Annotated in this window: 10 protein-coding genes, 3 rRNA genes and 1 pseudogene; 6 read left to right on the top strand and 8 right to left on the bottom strand. The window is 67.4% G+C overall.

Annotated elements, in window-relative coordinates:
* Window positions 1-72: 72 nt before the first annotated feature.
* A complete protein-coding gene (gene lepB, locus JIW86_RS24720) occupies window positions 73-762 on the bottom strand; it encodes a signal peptidase I (protein WP_257556090.1) in 690 nt (229 codons plus the stop codon).
* Window positions 763-879: 117 nt separating this feature from the next.
* Window positions 880-2,950 (bottom strand): annotated as a pseudogene (locus tag JIW86_RS24725) (fructose-specific PTS transporter subunit EIIC).
* A gap of 373 nt (window positions 2,951-3,323) precedes the next feature.
* Between JIW86_RS24725 and ahcY the strand changes: the two are divergent.
* A complete protein-coding gene (ahcY, locus tag JIW86_RS24730) occupies window positions 3,324-4,760 on the top strand; it encodes an adenosylhomocysteinase (RefSeq protein ID WP_257556091.1) in 1,437 nt (478 codons plus the stop codon).
* A gap of 89 nt (window positions 4,761-4,849) precedes the next feature.
* Window positions 4,850-5,467, top strand: a complete 618-nt coding sequence (locus tag JIW86_RS24735) for a hypothetical protein (protein WP_257556092.1) — start codon at window positions 4,850-4,852, stop codon at window positions 5,465-5,467.
* 4 nt (window positions 5,468-5,471) lie between these two features.
* Here JIW86_RS24735 and JIW86_RS24740 read toward each other — a convergent pair whose 3' ends face one another.
* On the bottom strand, window positions 5,472-6,374 hold the full coding sequence (locus JIW86_RS24740; protein ID WP_257556093.1) for an RDD family protein: 903 nt from the start codon (window positions 6,372-6,374) through the stop codon (window positions 5,472-5,474).
* A 111-nt stretch (window positions 6,375-6,485) separates the two neighbouring features.
* Here JIW86_RS24740 and JIW86_RS24745 point away from each other — a divergent pair, with 111 nt between their 5' ends.
* The 4 genes from JIW86_RS24745 (at window position 6,486) to rrf (ending at window position 13,216) form a co-directional block, all read left to right on the top strand.
* Complete coding sequence (locus JIW86_RS24745; protein ID WP_215149762.1) at window positions 6,486-7,493, top strand: stage II sporulation protein M; 1,008 nt, start codon at window positions 6,486-6,488, stop codon at window positions 7,491-7,493.
* Between the two features lie 599 nt (window positions 7,494-8,092).
* A 16S ribosomal RNA gene (locus tag JIW86_RS24750) occupies window positions 8,093-9,617 on the top strand.
* A gap of 283 nt (window positions 9,618-9,900) precedes the next feature.
* Window positions 9,901-13,023: ribosomal RNA gene (locus tag JIW86_RS24755) — 23S ribosomal RNA — on the top strand.
* 76 nt (window positions 13,024-13,099) lie between these two features.
* Window positions 13,100-13,216 (top strand): 5S ribosomal RNA (rrf, locus tag JIW86_RS24760).
* Together the 16S, 23S and 5S rRNA genes form the textbook arrangement of a ribosomal RNA operon.
* A 60-nt stretch (window positions 13,217-13,276) precedes the next feature.
* Here the strand turns inward: rrf and JIW86_RS24765 are convergent.
* The 5 genes from JIW86_RS24765 to JIW86_RS24785 all read right to left on the bottom strand — a co-directional run bounded on the left by JIW86_RS24765 (window position 13,277) and on the right by JIW86_RS24785 (window position 17,988).
* Window positions 13,277-13,714 (bottom strand): nuclear transport factor 2 family protein, encoded by a 438-nt coding sequence (locus JIW86_RS24765; RefSeq protein ID WP_416237595.1) that lies wholly within the window; start codon window positions 13,712-13,714, stop codon window positions 13,277-13,279.
* Window positions 13,715-13,833: 119 nt separating this feature from the next.
* Window positions 13,834-15,144: a DUF58 domain-containing protein gene (locus JIW86_RS24770; RefSeq protein ID WP_257556094.1), complete on the bottom strand. Its 1,311-nt coding sequence runs from the start codon at window positions 15,142-15,144 to the stop codon at window positions 13,834-13,836.
* A complete protein-coding gene (locus tag JIW86_RS24775; RefSeq protein ID WP_257556096.1) occupies window positions 15,144-16,124 on the bottom strand; it encodes an AAA family ATPase in 981 nt (326 codons plus the stop codon). Before JIW86_RS24775 ends, JIW86_RS24770 begins: the two co-directional genes overlap by 1 nt.
* Window positions 16,121-17,311, bottom strand: coding sequence for a DUF4350 domain-containing protein (locus JIW86_RS24780; RefSeq protein WP_257556097.1), 1,191 nt, complete (start codon window positions 17,309-17,311; stop codon window positions 16,121-16,123). The genes JIW86_RS24775 and JIW86_RS24780 overlap by 4 nt, the downstream gene beginning before the upstream one ends.
* Window positions 17,308-17,988: a DUF4129 domain-containing protein gene (locus JIW86_RS24785; RefSeq protein ID WP_257556098.1), complete on the bottom strand. Its 681-nt coding sequence runs from the start codon at window positions 17,986-17,988 to the stop codon at window positions 17,308-17,310. Before JIW86_RS24785 ends, JIW86_RS24780 begins: the two co-directional genes overlap by 4 nt.
* Window positions 17,989-17,995 lie beyond the last annotated feature (7 nt).

Raw genomic sequence — 17,995 nt, forward strand, 5'->3', positions numbered from 1 at the left:
GGAAGGCCCCCGCGAGCCGCACACGGTTCGCGGGGGCCTTCCGCGTTCCAGAGGTCGCGTAGGGCTCAGGGCTCAGGCCGCGGGCCAGACCGGCGCGACCGGCTCCGCCCGCCGCCGGCGCAGCACCAGCGCCCAGATCCCCAGCCCGCCCCCGACCACGAACACGACCGCCCCGCCCACGAGGGCCCCGCCCGCGACCAGGAGATCCGTCGGGCGCGCGACGTCCTCGCCGATCACCGTCGACACGTCGAGAGTGCCCTGGTCCTTGTCGGGGTGCAGCGAGGAGTCGAAGGAGTTCATGCGGTTGTCGCCCATCAGGAAGATCCGCCCCTTGGGCACCGTCACGTCGAAGGGCACGCTCGACGGCCGCGACCGGTCCAGGATGTACGGCTCGTCCAGCGGCTGCCCGTTGAGCCTGAGCGTCGTCTCGCCGCGCCGGTACTCGATCCGGTCGCCGCCGATCGCCACCACCCGCGACAGCAGGGGCCCGTCCGGCACCCACTCCGGAATCTCGACGAGCACCACGTCCCCACGCGAAACCTCGAAGTTCTCGCCGTGGGTGCCCATGGAGAACCAGCCGGTGTCCCCCGGCTCGTACGTCGGCCGCATGTTTTCGCTCGGGATGGTCTTCTTGTCGTAGACCACCTCCCCGTGCTGGGCCGACACCGCCCCCCAGAACGCCCCGCCGAGCACCAGCAGTCCGCCGGTCACCAGCAGCACGATCGCCCAGATGCCGCGTCTGCGGCCCCGCCTGCGTTCCATCGGCCCGTCCCCCTCAGAAGCATCCGTGTGAGCGGGCAGCGTACGGAACGCGGTCGGGCCCCTCGCCACCAGGGTGGTGAGGGGCCCGACTTGACGGCACGGCGCGGCGCGCGAGGGCTACCGGATCTCGCTCAGCACGTCCAGGATCGCCGGCTCGTCCGGAGCGCTCTGCAGCCGTTCCCGGAAGCCGCCGTCCATCAGCTTGCGCGACAGCAGCGCCAGGATCCGCAGGTGCTCGTCTCCGGCCGCGGCCTCCGGCACCGAGATCATGAAGATCAGCCGGGCCTTCGTCCCGTCCAGGGCGCCCCACTCGATGCCCTCGCCGGACCGGGCGAAGCCCACAGTGGGCCGGGTCACCGCGTCCGTCTTGGCGTGCGGGATCGCGATGGACTCGCCGAGGCCGGTCGTACCCTGCGCCTCCCGGGCGAGCGCGACCCGTACGAGTTCGTCCACGTCCCGGACGTTGCCAGTGGCGGCGAGCATCTCCGCCATCTCGCGGATCGCCGCCTCCTTGGAGTCCGAGGCCAGCTCCGTCCTCACCGTCCGCTCGGCCAGGTACCCGGAGAGCACCTCCGGCCGCCCGGCCGGGGCGGCTGCCGCCGCCGAGGGCGCGGCCTGCGCCCGTACGGCCGTCCCACCTACACCGGCGCCCACACCGGCACCCACACCGGCCAGGACCGGCGCGGGGGCGAGCACTTGCGGCGCGCTCCCGTCGCCCTTGCGCTGCTTGATCTCGATCAGCGCGTTCGTGGTCAGCGCGGTGACGACCGTGCCGGCCGCGATCGCGACGAAGAACATCGCGACCCCGCTCACGGCGCCGAACACCGCGACGATCGGACCGCCGTGCGGCACCGAGTCCTCGACCCCGGACAGACCGGCGATCGCACCGGCGACCGCGCCACCGAGCATGTTCGCGGGGATGACCTGCGCCGGTCGCGCCGCGGCGAACGGAATGGCACCTTCCGAGATGCCGAAGAAGCCCATGAACAGTGCGGCGATTCCCGTCTCCCGCTCCTGGTCGGAGTAGACCTTGCGGCGCAGCAGCGTCGCCAGGCCCTGGCCGAGCGGCATCACCGGGATCGCTGCCGCGGCCATGCCCATGACCGCGTTGTTGGTGCCGATGAGGCCCACCGCGACGAGGAAGGCCGTCTTGTTGACCGGACCGCCCATGTCGAAGGCGATCATCAGGCCGATCAGCGTGCCGAGCACGATCGCGCTGGAGCCGGTCATCCCGTTCAGCCAGTTGGTCAGGTGCGTGAACATCCAGGAGATGGGCCGGCCGATCACGTAGATGTACGCCAGGCCGAGCGCGACCGTCGACACGATCGGGATCACGATGATCGGCATGATCGGCTGGACGAACTTGGGAACCCTGACCTTCTTGATCCAGACGACCAGGTAGCCCGCCAGGAAGCCGGTCGCGATCGCCCCCAGGAAGCCCGCGTTGGCCTCGGCCCCGTAGATGTTGACGGCATCGGCGGCGAGGAAGCCGCCGATCATGCCGGGTACGAGGGCCGGCCGGTCACCGAGGGCGAAGGCGATGTAGCCGGAGAAGATCGGCAGCATCAGCTTGAAGCCGAGACCGCCCAGGGCGTTGACGTAGAACCAGAACGAGTTCTGGTCGAACTCGATGCCCTTGGACGTGGAATGGCCGCCGAGTGCGATCGAGACGGCCAGCAGCAGACCGCCCACGACCACGAACGGGATCATGTGCGAGACGCCGTTCATCAGCGCCTTGTAGGCGGTATTGGGCTCCCGCCCGCCGCCCGCCGCCCGCCGCCCGCCGCCCGCCGCCCGCCGCCCGCCGCCCGCCGCCCGCGCCAACGGCCGTACCGGTCTGCACCGGCGCGCCCTGCACGCGCTCGATCAGCTCCTCCGGCTTGTGGATGCCGTCCGCGACACCGGTGGACAGGACCCGTTTGCCCGCGAAGCGTTCGCGGTCGACCTCCTTGTCGGCGGCGATGATGATGCCGTCGGCCTCCCTGACATCGTTGTCAGTGAGCACGTTCTCGGCCCCGATGGAGCCCTGCGTCTCCACCTTCATGTCGATACCGAGGCGATCGGCGGCCTGCTGCAGCTTCTCCGCGGCCATGTAGGTGTGCGCGATCCCGGTGGGACACGCGGTGACGGCGAGCAGCTTCAGGCGCTTCTGCCCTCCCCCGGCGGGAGGGCCTGCCGGACTGGTCACTTGAAATCTCCTTACGCCGTGGGCGGCCTGCGGCCTGCGGGATCGCGCGATCGTTCACGTGTTCCGATCCATCGGAATCCTTCCCCGGGCAAGGGATGGATCAAAAGTCCGAAAGGCCCCGAACCTGCCGGCCGGAGGACCCGAATTCCGGCCGCGACTTGCCACCCGCCGACTGGGGAGCGCTGGGCCGATCGGTGTAGATTCGTCATCAGTGTCAGGCGTCGCTGCTGATGGCGGTCGGGCGGTCCTCGTGACCGGCCGAGGGGAGAGAGGGCCCCCGACGGACTGTGCTCGGTGCGCCGCCCCCTGCTCAGGCACGGCAGGCGCACGGCTCAGCCGTACCCACCCTCTCGAACCATGAGGAGCAGCACCCATGGACTTCAAGGTCGCAGACCTTTCCCTCGCCGCCTTCGGCCGCAAGGAGATCACGCTGGCCGAGCACGAGATGCCGGGCCTGATGTCGATCCGCGCCGAGTACGCGGAGGCCCAGCCCCTGGCCGGCGCCCGCATCACCGGCTCCCTGCACATGACCGTGCAGACGGCCGTGCTCATCGAGACCCTGGTCGCCCTCGGCGCCGACGTCCGCTGGGCCTCCTGCAACATCTTCTCCACCCAGGACCACGCGGCCGCCGCCATCGCGGTCGGCCCGAACGGCACCCCGGAGAACCCGCAGGGCATCCCCGTCTTCGCCTGGAAGGGCGAGACGCTGGAGGAGTACTGGTGGTGCACGGAGCAGGCGCTGACCTGGCCGAACACCCCCACCGGCGGCCCGAACATGATCCTCGACGACGGTGGTGACGCCACCCTCCTGGTCCACAAGGGCGTCGAGTTCGAGAAGGCCGGCGCGGCCCCGGACCCGTCCACCGCGGACTCCGAGGAGTACGCCCACATCCTCACGCTCCTCAACCGCACCATCGGCGAGGCCCCGCAGAAGTGGACGCAGCTTGCGTCCGAGATCCGCGGCGTGACGGAGGAGACCACCACCGGTGTCCACCGCCTCTACGAGATGATGGACGAGGGCAGCCTGCTCTTCCCGGCGATCAACGTGAACGACGCCGTGACGAAGTCGAAGTTCGACAACAAGTACGGCTGCCGCCACTCCCTGATCGACGGCATCAACCGTGCCACGGACGTCCTGATCGGCGGCAAGGTCGCGGTCGTCTGCGGTTACGGCGATGTCGGCAAGGGCTGCGCCGAGTCGCTGCGCGGGCAGGGTGCGCGGGTCATCGTCACCGAGATCGACCCGATCTGTGCGCTCCAGGCGGCGATGGACGGCTACCAGGTCGCCACGCTCCAGGACGTCGTGGAGACGGCGGACATCTTCATCACCACGACCGGCAACAAGGACATCATCATGGCCGCGGACATGGCCAAGATGAAGCACCAGGCGATCGTGGGCAACATCGGTCACTTCGACAACGAGATCGACATGGCCGGTCTGGCGAAGATCGAGGGCATCGTCAAGGACGAGGTCAAGCCGCAGGTCCACACGTGGAAGTTCCCCGACGGCAAGGTTCTGATCGTGCTGTCCGAGGGCCGTCTGCTGAACCTGGGCAACGCGACGGGTCACCCGTCGTTCGTGATGTCGAACTCCTTCGCGGACCAGACGCTGGCCCAGATCGAGCTGTTCACGAAGCCGTCGGAGTACCCGACCGACGTGTACGTGCTTCCCAAGCACCTGGACGAGAAGGTCGCCCGCCTCCACCTGGACGCGCTGGGAGTCAAGCTCACCACCCTGCGTCCCGAGCAGGCCGCCTACATCGGCGTCCAGGTCGAGGGCCCGTACAAGCCGGACCACTACCGCTACTGATCCCCACGCGGCCGTAGCGGCAGCACGTCACGCAGGCCCCCGGCGGAGATGCCGGGGGCCTGCCCCGTACCCATCCAAGGACCGACACGATGCCCCGCGGCCGCTACTCACTCCACGACCCGCACGACCACGCCCCCCTCGGCGAGGAGCACTTCCACTGCGCCCCCGGACCCTCCGGCTGGCGCTACGTCTCCCAGCTGACCGCCCCGAACGGCGACCACCGGGGCTCCGTGGACCTGGCCATCGACGAACTGGGCCGCCCCATCCGCCTCGAGGTGAACGCGTCGAGCTGGCAGGTCCGCGGGGCCGCCATCGACGGGGTCACCTGGGTCCGTACCGACCCCACGGGCGCCGAGGCCACCGAGGGGAACGTCCACGCCCCCGGCTTCACCGGCACCTCACCGGCCTTCCTCATCGCGACGGCCCGCCTGCTGCGCCTGACCCCCGGCGCCCCCGCCACCCGCGTCCGGCTCCTCGCCCTCACCGACCCGGTACTGGCCCCCCGTACGGTCGACCAGGCCTGGGCCCTGCTGCGCCGCGAGGAGCACCCCACCGACAGCGGTCCGCTCATGGTGGACGAGTACCAGGTCAGCGCCCTGGACACCGGCGAGGTCCACACGGTCCACATCGCGGGCGACGTGGTCCTGTCCGCGCCGGGCATCGAGCTGGAACACCTGGAGACCCCGCCCTCGGCATTCGAGGAGTGACCCCTCAGGCGGGCGGCGCGAACCCACCGGCGCGCGGCGCCTCCACGGGCACCACCGGCGCGGGAGCCACCGGCGCGGGAGCGACCTGCGGAAGTGGCACGGGATGGGACGCGGGTATCGGCGCGGGCCCGAACCCGGTGGCGGCCGGAACCGAAGGGGACGGGCGGAAAGCCCGGGCCGCGTCCCGCGACTGCCGCTCGTGCACCACGGCCATCAGGAACGCGGCGGCCGGCACCCCCACCGGTGCGGGCGCCCCCGTCCGCGCCACCAGATCGTCCGCGAGCCGCGCCGCCATCGCCGCGCCCACCGCCGGATCCAGCTGGTTCATCCGCGTCAGGTACTGCCGTACCGCCAGCCACAGCCCGTCCGGCACCGCCGACAGATCCAGCCCGGTGAACCGACCGGCCAGCCACGGCGGCGGCGGAGGAACCGGCATCACCCGCGCCCCCGGCACCCGCTCCCGGACCACCAGGGTCCCCGCGAACACGTCACCGAGCCGCCGCCCGCGCGCCGACACCAGCGAGGCGATGCACGCCACGGCCCCGAAGGTCATCAGCAGCTCCACGACCCCCATGGCCCCGCGCACCAGCGCGTGCCGGAACCGGATGGGCCCGCCGTCGTCCCGCACCACGCGCAGCCCGCAGGCGAGCTTGCCCAGCGACCGCCCGTGGGAGAGCGTCTCCACCGCGATCGGCACACCGACCAGCAGCAGCACGAAGGACGCCACCGTCACGGCAGCCTGAGCGGCCTCGTCGAGCGAGGCGATCGAGAACGCCAGACCGATCGAGAGGATCAGGTACCCGGCGACGTACACGACCAGGTCGAGGACGATCGCCAGCGCCCGGCTCGGCAGCCTCGCCGGCCTCAACCCCAGGACAACCGCGTCCCCCGTCACCAGATCGCTCACCACAGCACCTTTCACGTGACCTGCCCCGCCCCTGCGGCATCCAGTCTGCCAAGCTGACCACACGAGGAATAGCCAGCAGCAGGGGCACTGGGGCAGGGGAGCGGCAACCGGATGGATCTCGACGTCTTCGTGACGGCACACCGCGCGGAATGGGACCGCCTGGAACAGCTCCTGGGCCGCGGCCGCAAGCTGACCGGCGCCGAGGCCGACGAACTCGTCGCCCTCTACCAGCGCACCTCCACCCACCTCTCCCTCGTCCAGTCCAGTGCCCCCGACCCCATGCTCACCGGCCGGCTGACCCAGCTGGTGGCCCGGGCCCGTGCCACGGTGACGGGCACCCGCCGGGCCGGCTGGCGCGACGCGGTCCTGTTCTTCACGGTGGGCTTCCCGGCCGCGGTCTACCGCAGCCGCCGCTGGTGGATACCGACCGCGCTGCTCTCCACGGCGCTCGGCGTGCTCATCGGCTGGTGGATAGCCACCCACCCGGAGGTCCAGGGCGCCATCGCGGCCCCGGAGCACCTCAAGGAACTCACGAAGCCCGGCGGCGAGTACGAGACGTACTACTCCAGCCACCCCGCGGGCTCCTTCGCCGCCCAGGTCTGGACGAACAACGCCCAGGCGGCCGCGATCTGCCTGGTCCTGGGCGCGTTCCTGGGGATCCCGGTGCTGTGGATCCTCTTCCTGAACATGGCCAACCTCGGTGTCGGCCTCGGTCTGATGGCCTCCGCCGGCCGTCTCGACGTCTTCCTCGGCCTGATCCTCCCGCACGGCCTGCTCGAACTGACGGCGGTCTTCGTCGCCGCGGGCACCGGGCTGCGCCTGGGCTGGACGGTCATCGACCCGGGCCCCCGCACCCGCCGTACAGCCCTCGCCGAACAGGGCCGCGCGGCCCTCGGCATGGCCATCGGCCTCGCGGTGGTCCTCTTCGTCTCAGGCCTGATCGAAGGCTTCGTGACCCCGTCCGGCCTGCCCACCTGGGCCCGCATCACCATCGGCGTCGTCGCCGAGGCAGCTTTCCTGCTCTACGTCTTCATCCTGGGTGCCAGGGCCTCCCGCGCCGGTGAGGCGGGCGACGTGGAGGCAGCCGACCGCACGGCGACGCTCCCCACCGCGGCCTGACGTGCGTACAAGCCCGCTGAGCTGCTAGTCTCCCCGTTGTCCCGGAAGCCCTGTTGACACAGGGCGAACGGGGAGGTAGATTCGAACGGTTGCCTCGAACTGGACAAGTTCGGCAGCGATGGTTACAATCTCTCTCGCCCCTGCAAGGAATCGAATTCCAGTGCAGGGTGCAATCGACTCCTCATTCAGGAATCCGAAGCCGGTAAATCCGGTGGAAATCTTCTGATAGAGTCGGAACCGCCGGAAAGGGAAAGCGCGAAAGCGCAGGACCTGGAAAGCACCGAGGAAATCGGGCCCGAAAGAGTCTGATAGAGTCGGAAACGCAAGAACACAGAACGAAAGCCCGGAGGAAAGCCCGAGAGGGTGAGTACAAAGGAAGCGTCCGTTCCTTGAGAACTCAACAGCGTGCCAAAAATCAACGCCAAAAGTTGATACCCCGTCCACTTCGGTGGATGAGGTTCCTTTGAAAAAGACCTGTGAGGCTCCGTTTCGGGGTGCTTGCAGGCAATTACACAGCGAGGACGCAGTGGTCAGTCGGTCTTATTCCGACCATGACTGGCCCGCTCTACGTGATGTGTGCACCCGATTACGGGTAAACATTCATGGAGAGTTTGATCCTGGCTCAGGACGAACGCTGGCGGCGTGCTTAACACATGCAAGTCGAACGATGAAGCCCTTCGGGGTGGATTAGTGGCGAACGGGTGAGTAACACGTGGGCAATCTGCCCTTCACTCTGGGACAAGCCCTGGAAACGGGGTCTAATACCGGATACCACTCCTGCCTGCATGGGCAGGGGTTGAAAGCTCCGGCGGTGAAGGATGAGCCCGCGGCCTATCAGCTTGTTGGTGGGGTAATGGCCCACCAAGGCGACGACGGGTAGCCGGCCTGAGAGGGCGACCGGCCACACTGGGACTGAGACACGGCCCAGACTCCTACGGGAGGCAGCAGTGGGGAATATTGCACAATGGGCGAAAGCCTGATGCAGCGACGCCGCGTGAGGGATGACGGCCTTCGGGTTGTAAACCTCTTTCAGCAGGGAAGAAGCGAAAGTGACGGTACCTGCAGAAGAAGCGCCGGCTAACTACGTGCCAGCAGCCGCGGTAATACGTAGGGCGCAAGCGTTGTCCGGAATTATTGGGCGTAAAGAGCTCGTAGGCGGCTTGTCACGTCGGATGTGAAAGCCCGAGGCTTAACCTCGGGTCTGCATTCGATACGGGCTAGCTAGAGTGTGGTAGGGGAGATCGGAATTCCTGGTGTAGCGGTGAAATGCGCAGATATCAGGAGGAACACCGGTGGCGAAGGCGGATCTCTGGGCCATTACTGACGCTGAGGAGCGAAAGCGTGGGGAGCGAACAGGATTAGATACCCTGGTAGTCCACGCCGTAAACGTTGGGAACTAGGTGTTGGCGACATTCCACGTCGTCGGTGCCGCAGCTAACGCATTAAGTTCCCCGCCTGGGGAGTACGGCCGCAAGGCTAAAACTCAAAGGAATTGACGGGGGCCCGCACAAGCGGCGGAGCATGTGGCTTAATTCGACGCAACGCGAAGAACCTTACCAAGGCTTGACATATACCGGAAAGCATTAGAGATAGTGCCCCCCTTGTGGTCGGTATACAGGTGGTGCATGGCTGTCGTCAGCTCGTGTCGTGAGATGTTGGGTTAAGTCCCGCAACGAGCGCAACCCTTGTCCTGTGTTGCCAGCATGCCCTTCGGGGTGATGGGGACTCACAGGAGACCGCCGGGGTCAACTCGGAGGAAGGTGGGGACGACGTCAAGTCATCATGCCCCTTATGTCTTGGGCTGCACACGTGCTACAATGGCCGGTACAATGAGCTGCGATACCGTGAGGTGGAGCGAATCTCAAAAAGCCGGTCTCAGTTCGGATTGGGGTCTGCAACTCGACCCCATGAAGTCGGAGTCGCTAGTAATCGCAGATCAGCATTGCTGCGGTGAATACGTTCCCGGGCCTTGTACACACCGCCCGTCACGTCACGAAAGTCGGTAACACCCGAAGCCGGTGGCCCAACCCGTAAGGGAGGGAGCTGTCGAAGGTGGGACTGGCGATTGGGACGAAGTCGTAACAAGGTAGCCGTACCGGAAGGTGCGGCTGGATCACCTCCTTTCTAAGGAGCACAGTACCGATTGCAGACAAATGTTCTGCACGGTCAGCTCATGGGTGGAACGTTGATTATTTGGCACGGTTTCTGAAACTTCCTGTGAGTACTGCTTCGGCGTGGAAAACAGTGACAGTGGACGGGATCGTGTCTGGCACGTTGTTGGGTCCTGAAGGTACGGCCGTGAGGTCATGTCTTCAGTGCCGGCCCCAGTGAACTCACTAGCTTGTCTGGTGGGGTGATGGGTGGCTGGTCGTTGTTTGAGAACTACACAGTGGACGCGAGCATCTGTGGCCAAGTTTTTAAGGGCGCACGGTGGATGCCTTGGCACCAGGAACCGATGAAGGACGTGAGAGGCCGCGATAGGCCCCGGGGAGCTGCCAACTGAGCTTTGATCCGGGGGTGTCCGAATGGGGAAACCCGGCAGTCGTCATGGGCTGTCACCCATGCCTGAACACATAGGGCATGTGGAGGGAACGCGGGGAAGTGAAACATCTCAGTACCCGCAGGAAGAGAAAACAACCGTGATTCCGGGAGTAGTGGCGAGCGAAACCGGATGAGGCCAAACCGTATGCGTGTGATACCCGGCAGGGGTTGCGCATGCGGGGTTGTGGGAATTCTTTTGATCGGTCTGCCGGCCGGTCGGCGAGTCAGAAACCGTTGATGTAGTCGAAGGACATGCGAAAGGTCCGGCGTAGAGGGTAAGACCCCCGTAGACGAAACATCAGCGGCTTGCTTAAGAATCTCCCAAGTAGCACGGGGCCCGAGAAATCCCGTGTGAATCTGGCGGGACCACCCGCTAAGCCTAAATATTCCCTGGTGACCGATAGCGGATAGTACCGTGAGGGAATGGTGAAAAGTACCGCGGGAGCGGAGTGAAATAGTACCTGAAACCGTGTGCCTACAAGCCGTGGGAGCGTCGCCGTTGTTCTTCGGAACAACGGTCGTGACTGCGTGCCTTTTGAAGAATGAGCCTGCGAGTTAGCGGTGTGTAGCGAGGTTAACCCGTGTGGGGAAGCCGTAGCGAAAGCGAGTCCGAATAGGGCGATTGAGTTGCACGCTCTAGACCCGAAGCGGAGTGATCTAGCCATGGGCAGGTTGAAGCGGAGGTAAGACTTCGTGGAGGACCGAACCCACCAGGGTTGAAAACCTGGGGGATGACCTGTGGTTAGGGGTGAAAGGCCAATCAAACTCCGTGATAGCTGGTTCTCCCCGAAATGCATTTAGGTGCAGCGTCGTGTGTTTCTTGCCGGAGGTAGAGCACTGGATAGGCGATGGGCCCTACCGGGTTACTGACCTTAGCCAAACTCCGAATGCCGGTAAGTGAGAGCACGGCAGTGAGACTGTGGGGGATAAGCTCCATGGTCGAGAGGGAAACAGCCCAGAGCATCGACTAAGGCCCCTAAGCGTACGCTAAGTGGGAAAGGATGTGGAGTCGCAGAGACAACCAGGAGGTTGGCTTAGAAGCAGCCACCCTTGAAAGAGTGCGTAATAGCTCACTGGTCAAGTGATTCCGCGCCGACAATGTAGCGGGGCTCAAGCGTACCGCCGAAGTCGTGTCATTGCAGCAATAGGGCCAACGCCCGCTGTGATGGGTAGGGGAGCGTCGTGTGCCGGGTGAAGCAGCAGCGGAAGCTAGTTGTGGACGGTTCACGAGTGAGAATGCAGGCATGAGTAGCGATACACACGTGAGAAACGTGTGCGCCGATTGACTAAGGGTTCCTGGGTCAAGCTGATCTGCCCAGGGTAAGTCGGGACCTAAGGCGAGGCCGACAGGCGTAGTCGATGGACAACCGGTTGATATTCCGGTACCCGCTTTGAAACGCCCAATATCGAATCAGGCGATGCTAAGTCCGTGAAGCCGTTCCGGACCCTTCGGGGAAAGGAAAGTGGTGGAGCCGACGAACCAGACTTGTAGTAGGTAAGCGATGGGGTGACGCAGGAAGGTAGTCCAGCCCGGGCGGTGGTAGTCCCGGGGTAAGGGTGTAGGCCGAGGGGTAGGCAAATCCGTCCCTCATTAAGGCTGAGACCTGATGCCGAGCCGATTGTGGTGAAGTGGATGATCCTATGCTGTCGAGAAAAGCCTCTAGCGAGTTTCATGGCGGCCCGTACCCTAAACCGACTCAGGTGGTCAGGTAGAGAATACCGAGGCGTTCGGGTGAACTATGGTTAAGGAACTCGGCAAAATGCCCCCGTAACTTCGGGAGAAGGGGGGCCATCACTGGTGAGGGAACTTGCTTCCTGAGCTGGGGGTGGCCGCAGAGACCAGCGAGAAGCGACTGTTTACTAAAAACACAGGTCCGTGCGAAGCCGTAAGGCGATGTATACGGACTGACGCCTGCCCGGTGCTGGAACGTTAAGGGGACCGGTTAGTGCGCTTTCGGGCGTGCGAAGCTGAGAACTTAAGCGCCAGTAAACGGCGGTGGTAACTATAACCATCCTAAGGTAGCGAAATTCCTTGTCGGGTAAGTTCCGACCTGCACGAATGGCGTAACGACTTCTCGACTGTCTCAACCATAGGCCCGGTGAAATTGCACTACGAGTAAAGATGCTCGTTTCGCGCAGCAGGACGGAAAGACCCCGGGACCTTTACTATAGTTTGATATTGGTGTTCGGTTCGGCTTGTGTAGGATAGGTGGGAGACTTTGAAACCCCAACGCCAGTTGGGGTGGAGTCGCCGTTGAAATACCACTCTGGTCGTGCTGGATGTCTAACCTCGGTCCGTGATCCGGATCAGGGACAGTGTCTGATGGGTAGTTTAACTGGGGCGGTTGCCTCCCAAAGGGTAACGGAGGCGCCCAAAGGTTCCCTCAGCCTGGTTGGCAATCAGGTGTTGAGTGTAAGTGCACAAGGGAGCTTGACTGTGAGACCGACGGGTCGAGCAGGGACGAAAGTCGGGACTAGTGATCCGGCGGTGGCTTGTGGAAGCGCCGTCGCTCAACGGATAAAAGGTACCCCGGGGATAACAGGCTGATCTTCCCCAAGAGTCCATATCGACGGGATGGTTTGGCACCTCGATGTCGGCTCGTCGCATCCTGGGGCTGGAGTCGGTCCCAAGGGTTGGGCTGTTCGCCCATTAAAGCGGTACGCGAGCTGGGTTTAGAACGTCGTGAGACAGTTCGGTCCCTATCCGCTGTGCGCGTAGGAATATTGAGAAGGGCTGTCCCTAGTACGAGAGGACCGGGACGGACGAACCTCTGGTGTGCCAGTTGTCCTGCCAAGGGCATGGCTGGTTGGCTACGTTCGGGAGGGATAACCGCTGAAAGCATCTAAGCGGGAAGCCTGCTTCAAGATGAGTATTCCCACCTCCTTGAGAGGGTAAGGCTCCCAGTAGACGACTGGGTTGATAGGCCAGATGTGGAAGCCCGGTAACGGGTGAAGCTGACTGGTACTAATAGGCCGAGGGCTTGTCCTCAGTTGCTCGCGTCCACTGTGTTAGTTCTGAAATAACGAACAGCTGTGTCCATGCCAGCGTTCAAATTTCATAGTGTTTCGGTGGTCATAGCGTTAGGGAAACGCCCGGTTACATTCCGAACCCGGAAGCTAAGCCTTTCAGCGCCGATGGTACTGCAGGGGGGACCCTGTGGGAGAGTAGGACGCCGCCGAACAATCATTGCGGGAAGCCCCGCACCAAACCCTTACGGGTTCGGTGCGGGGCTTTTCTGCGTTCAGGGGCCGGTGAATGCCTGGGCGACGGCAAGGCTGTCCTCGTACACGTGGTGGCGGGTGATCCTGCCGTTCTCGACCGTGAGGTGCAGGGCGAACCGGGCGCGATAGGAACGGCCCGTGGGGCGGGCGGTCTGACGGATCTCACCGAGTACGACCGCGTCGGCGCCGTCGATGAGGATGCGTTCGATCTCGGTGGCCGCTTTGCCGGGCACGTGGTGTTCGGCGAGCTCGCGAAAATGGGCGGCAGCGTCGGAGCGGGTGGACCGGTGCCGGATCCACGGGGTGGCGGCGCGGCCGTGTTCGGTCTCCGGCCAGGCCAGCTTCCAGTCGCCGTGCTCCGCATACAGCTCGGCGATGTGTCCGGCGTCGCCCTCGCCGATGCGGCGCAGAAGCTCTTCCACTACGGCGCGCGTGTTCGTGGGCATGGTCTCGCCCATGGCTGATCCCTCCGGTTCGGGGCCCGCGTCATGCCGACGCGGAGAGAACAGCATTCTTGGCCGGGCAGGCCGCAGGGCGCGATTACCTCGGAGGTCATCGCGCGAGGGGCTTGAAGTGCTCAGAGACGGCCGGCGGCTTTGAGCGCCAGGTAGGCGTCGGCCAGGGACGGGGCCAGGGTGTCCGGGGTGGCGTCGACCACGTGGACGCCGTGGCGGGAGAGCTGGTCGGCCGTGCGGCGGCGCTGGGACTGGGACTGGGTGCCGGCGGCGGCCTCGTAGACCGCTTCCGCGCTGCCGCGGGACCTCGTCATCTCGGCCACGTGGGGATCCGCCACCGAGGCCAGCAGGACCGTGTGGCGCTGGGTGAGGCGGGGGAGCACCGGGAGCAGGCCCTCTTCGACGGCGGCCGCGTCCAGGCTCGTCAGGAGGACCACCAGGGAGCGGCGCGGGGCGCTGCGGAGGATGGTGGAGACCAGGGTGCGGGCGTCCGTCTCGACCAGTTCCGGTTCGAGAGGGGCCATCGCGTTGACGAAGGACGGCAGGATGTCGGCCGCCGGGCGGCCCTGGACCTGGGCGCGGGGGCGGCGGTCGTGGGCCAGCAGGTCCACGCGGTCGCCGGCGCGGGTCGCCAGGGCGGCGAGGAGCAGGGCGGCATCCATCGCGGAGTCCAGGCGGGGGGCGTCCCCGACGCGGCCCGCCGAAGTACGGCCGGTGTCCAGGCAGATCAGGATGTGCCGGTCACGCTCGGGGCGCCAGGTGCGGACGGCCACCTTTTGCTGGCGGGCCGTGGCTCGCCAGTCGATGGAACGGGTGTCGTCGCCGGGGACGTAGTCGCGCAGGCTGTCGAACTCGGTGCCCTCACCTCGCGTCAGGACGCTGGTACGGCCGTCCAGTTCGCGCAGGCGGGCCAGCCGGGACGGGAGGTGCTTGCGGCTGGTGAAGGGCGGCAGTACCCGGACCGTCCAGGGGATGGTCTGCGAGCCCTGGCGGGCCCACAGGCCGAGGGGCCCGTACGAGCGGATCGTCACGCGGTCGGCCTGGCGGTCGCCGCGGCGGGTGGGGAACAGACGGGTGGTCAGGCGGCGGCGTTCGCCGGCGGGGATGTCCAGCCTGTGGCGGGACGCGGCCGTTTCCGTGCCCGGGACCCAACTGCTCGGGGGCCAGGCGTCGCGCAGCTGGGCCCGGAGCCGGCGGCCGCTCGGGTTGGTGACGGTGAGGTGGACGTCGGCAGGTTCGCCGAGGCGGACCGAGGTGTCGCCCGAACGGGTGAGGCCGAGGGCACGGACGGGCGCCGCCAGGGCGCAGTCGACCGCGCAGGCAAGTGCGAGCGAGCCGTTGACCGCGAGCATCCCCGTCCAGCTCGGTTCGAGGATGCCGACGGGGATGCTGCCCAGGGCCGCCAGCAGGGCGGCGCGTCCGGTGAGGGCCATTACCGCGGGACGGGGACGTGGGAGAGGATCGCGGTGATGACGGCGTCGGCCGTGACGCCCTCCATCTCCGCTTCCGGGCGCAGCTGGACGCGGTGCCGCAGCGTCGGCAGGGCCAGGGCCTTCACGTCGTCGGGGGTGACGTAGTCGCGGCCGGTGAGCCAGGCCCAGGCGCGGGCGGTGGCCAGCAGGGCGGTCGCGCCGCGGGGGGAGACGCCGAGGGTGAGGGACGGCGATTCGCGGGTGGCGCGGCAGATGTCGACGACGTAGCCGGCGATCTCCGGGGAGACGGAGACCTTGGCCACGGCCTCGCGGGCGGCTTCGAGCTGGGCCGGGCCGGCCACCGGGCGGATGCCCGCCGCGTGCAGGTCACGGGGGTTGAAGCCGGCGGCGTGCCGGGTCAGGACACCGATCTCGTCCGCGCGGGAGGGGAGGGGCACGGTGAGCTTGAGGAGGAAGCGGTCCAGCTGGGCTTCCGGGAGGGGGTAAGTGCCCTCGTACTCGAGGGGGTTCATGGTGGCGGCGACGAGGAAGGGCTCCGGGAGCGGGCGCGGCGTGCCGTCGACGGTGACCTGGCGCTCCTCCATCGCTTCGAGGAGCGAGGACTGGGTCTTGGGCGGGGTCCGGTTGATCTCGTCCGCGAGGAGGAGGTTGGTGAAGACCGGGCCGTTCTGGAAGGAGAACTCGGCGGTGCGGGCGTCGTAGACGAGGGAGCCGGTGACATCGCTCGGCATCAGGTCCGGGGTGAACTGGACGCGCTTGGTGTCGAGTTCGAGGGATGCGGCGAGGGCCCGTACGAGGAGGGTCTTCGCGACGCCGGGGACGCCTTCGAGCAGCACGTGGCCGCGGCACAGGAGGGCGACGACGAGGCCGGTGACGGCGGAGTCCTGGCCGACCACGGCCTTGCCGATCTCGGTGCGGAGCGCTTCGAGGGAAGCGCGGGCGATGTCCGCGCCGGCGGACTCGGTGGCCGGGTACGTCATGACGTACGGACCTCTCTTTCGAGGGCGTCGAGGTGGTCGGCGAGCGCGACGAGTGCCGCGTCGTCGGAGGGTGTGGGGCCGAAGAGGGTGGTGGTCACGTCGTGGCCGCCGTCGCCGAGCCGGGTGGACACGGCGGGGACCAGGGCGACGGGGTCGTGGGCCTGGGAGGCCGGTACGCCGACCAGTGCGGCCAGGCGTTCGCGGGTGCCGGCGCGGAGCACAGTGGCGGCGCGGTCGCGGGCCCCGGCCTTGCGGTAGAGGCGGGCGCGGCCTTCGGTGGCCTCGGAGGCGCGGATGACGACCGGCAGTTTCTCGGTGACGAGGGGGCCGAGCCGGCGGGCGCGCCAGAGGGCGGCGAGGGCGGCGGCGACGAAGAGCTGGAGCAGGGCCCAGGACCAGCCGGCCGGGATGAGGTCGACGAGGCTCTTGTCCTCGGCGGGTTCGGTGCCGGGGTCGGAGTCCGCGAGGGACGGCATGTACCAGACGAGGTTCGGGCGGGAACCGAGGAGCTGGAGGGCGAGGGAGGCGTTGCCGTCCTCGGCGAGGCTCTCGTTGAGGAGGATCGTGGTGGAGCCGAGGAGGACGGTGTCGCCGCCGGTCCCGGCCGGGAGGACGAGGAGGGTGGGGTGGCCGCCGCTGGGGTAGCAGGCGGTGGCCCGGGGCAGGGCGGTGGAGTAGCGGAGGTCGTCGCCGGTGCCGGCGCGGCCGGCGGAGGTGGCGGCGGGCAGGTCGCAGGCCGGGGCGAGGGTGTCGGCGTCGGCGGGGCCCTGGGTGCGGACGCCGGGGGCCAGGTCGGGAAGGCTGTGACTGCCGGGGGCGAGGAGGACGGTGCGGCCGCCGGAGAGGTCCATGGCCGAGCGGATGAGGCCGCGCTGGCTGGTGCCCAGGCGGTCGGGGTCGGTGACCAGGAGGGTGGTGCGGGGGCCGGCCGCGTCGGCGGCCTCGCGGGCGGTGGTGACCACGCGGGTGGTGACACCGCGCTCCTTGAGGAGCTCTGCGACGGCCCTGCTGCCGTAGGGGTCGGCGGAGCGCGGGTCGAGCAGGCCGTGGCGGGTTCCTGAGCCGAGCGCGGCGAGGGCCAGTGCGCCCGCGGCGAGCACGGCCAGTACGCCGAGGACGCGCTTGGTCCGGCGGATGCGGCGGGTCCGCGTGGCTGAGGGGGCCGTGGGCGCGGTGGGGCCGGTCATGCGGTGGGTCCCGTCAGGAGCGGCTTGGCGCGGTCCAGGGTGAGGTCGAGGGTGCGCAGGCGGGCGTACGTGTCGGCGTCGGCGGTGCGGCCGCCGTAGGTGACGTCGTCGAAGGTACGGGCGGCCGCGCGCAGGTCCCCGGCGTGGTCGGGGAGGGAGACCGCGGCTTCGGCGGCCGCCTCGTCGGCGGTGCGGCCCGGGCGCGGGTCGAGCACGGTGCGCTCCTCCAGGGAGCGGACGACGGCGCGCATGCGTTCCTGGACGGCTTCGGTCCAGCGGCCGGCGGCGGCGTGGGCCTCGGCGGCCGTGCGGTGGTCGGCGGCGCTGCGGATGCCGTCGTCGAAGAGGACGCCCGCTCCGGCGGGTATCCGGCTGGGGGCGCCGAGGCGCCACCACAGGGCGCCGGCGGCCAGGATCGCCAGGAGGACGATCACGACGAGGCCGAGCGTGCCTCCGGGGGTCGCCCCGGAGGCCGCGCCGAAGAGGTCGTCGATCCACTCGAAGAACTTGCGCAGGGCGCGGTCCAGCAGCCCCGGGTCGTTCTCGTGGTACATCGGCTTGGACAGTTCGCGCTCCGCCGCCTCCTGGGCGGGCTCGCGCGGTGTCGTGACCGGTGGTGTCTCGGCGCCCGGCAGGAGCGCCGTGGTGCGGGTGATGAGGCCCCCCGTGCTCATCATGGGTGTG

The sequence above is a fragment of the Streptomyces sp. NBC_00162 genome, from assembly GCF_024611995.1.
Taxonomy (GTDB): domain Bacteria; phylum Actinomycetota; class Actinomycetes; order Streptomycetales; family Streptomycetaceae; genus Streptomyces.

Coding starts and splice junctions, on each gene's coding strand:
- JIW86_RS24770 (WP_257556094.1), bottom strand. CDS start 15,144: ATGGCCCTCACCGGACGCGCCGCCCTGCTGGCGGCCCTGGGCAGCATC.
- JIW86_RS24775 (WP_257556096.1), bottom strand. CDS start 16,124: ATGACGTACCCGGCCACCGAGTCCGCCGGCGCGGACATCGCCCGCGCT.
- lepB (WP_257556090.1), bottom strand. CDS start 762: ATGGAACGCAGGCGGGGCCGCAGACGCGGCATCTGGGCGATCGTGCTG.
- ahcY (WP_257556091.1), top strand. CDS start 3,324: ATGGACTTCAAGGTCGCAGACCTTTCCCTCGCCGCCTTCGGCCGCAAG.
- JIW86_RS24785 (WP_257556098.1), bottom strand. CDS start 17,988: ATGATGAGCACGGGGGGCCTCATCACCCGCACCACGGCGCTCCTGCCG.
- JIW86_RS24745 (WP_215149762.1), top strand. CDS start 6,486: ATGGATCTCGACGTCTTCGTGACGGCACACCGCGCGGAATGGGACCGC.
- JIW86_RS24765 (WP_416237595.1), bottom strand. CDS start 13,714: ATGGGCGAGACCATGCCCACGAACACGCGCGCCGTAGTGGAAGAGCTT.
- JIW86_RS24780 (WP_257556097.1), bottom strand. CDS start 17,311: ATGACCGGCCCCACCGCGCCCACGGCCCCCTCAGCCACGCGGACCCGC.
- JIW86_RS24735 (WP_257556092.1), top strand. CDS start 4,850: ATGCCCCGCGGCCGCTACTCACTCCACGACCCGCACGACCACGCCCCC.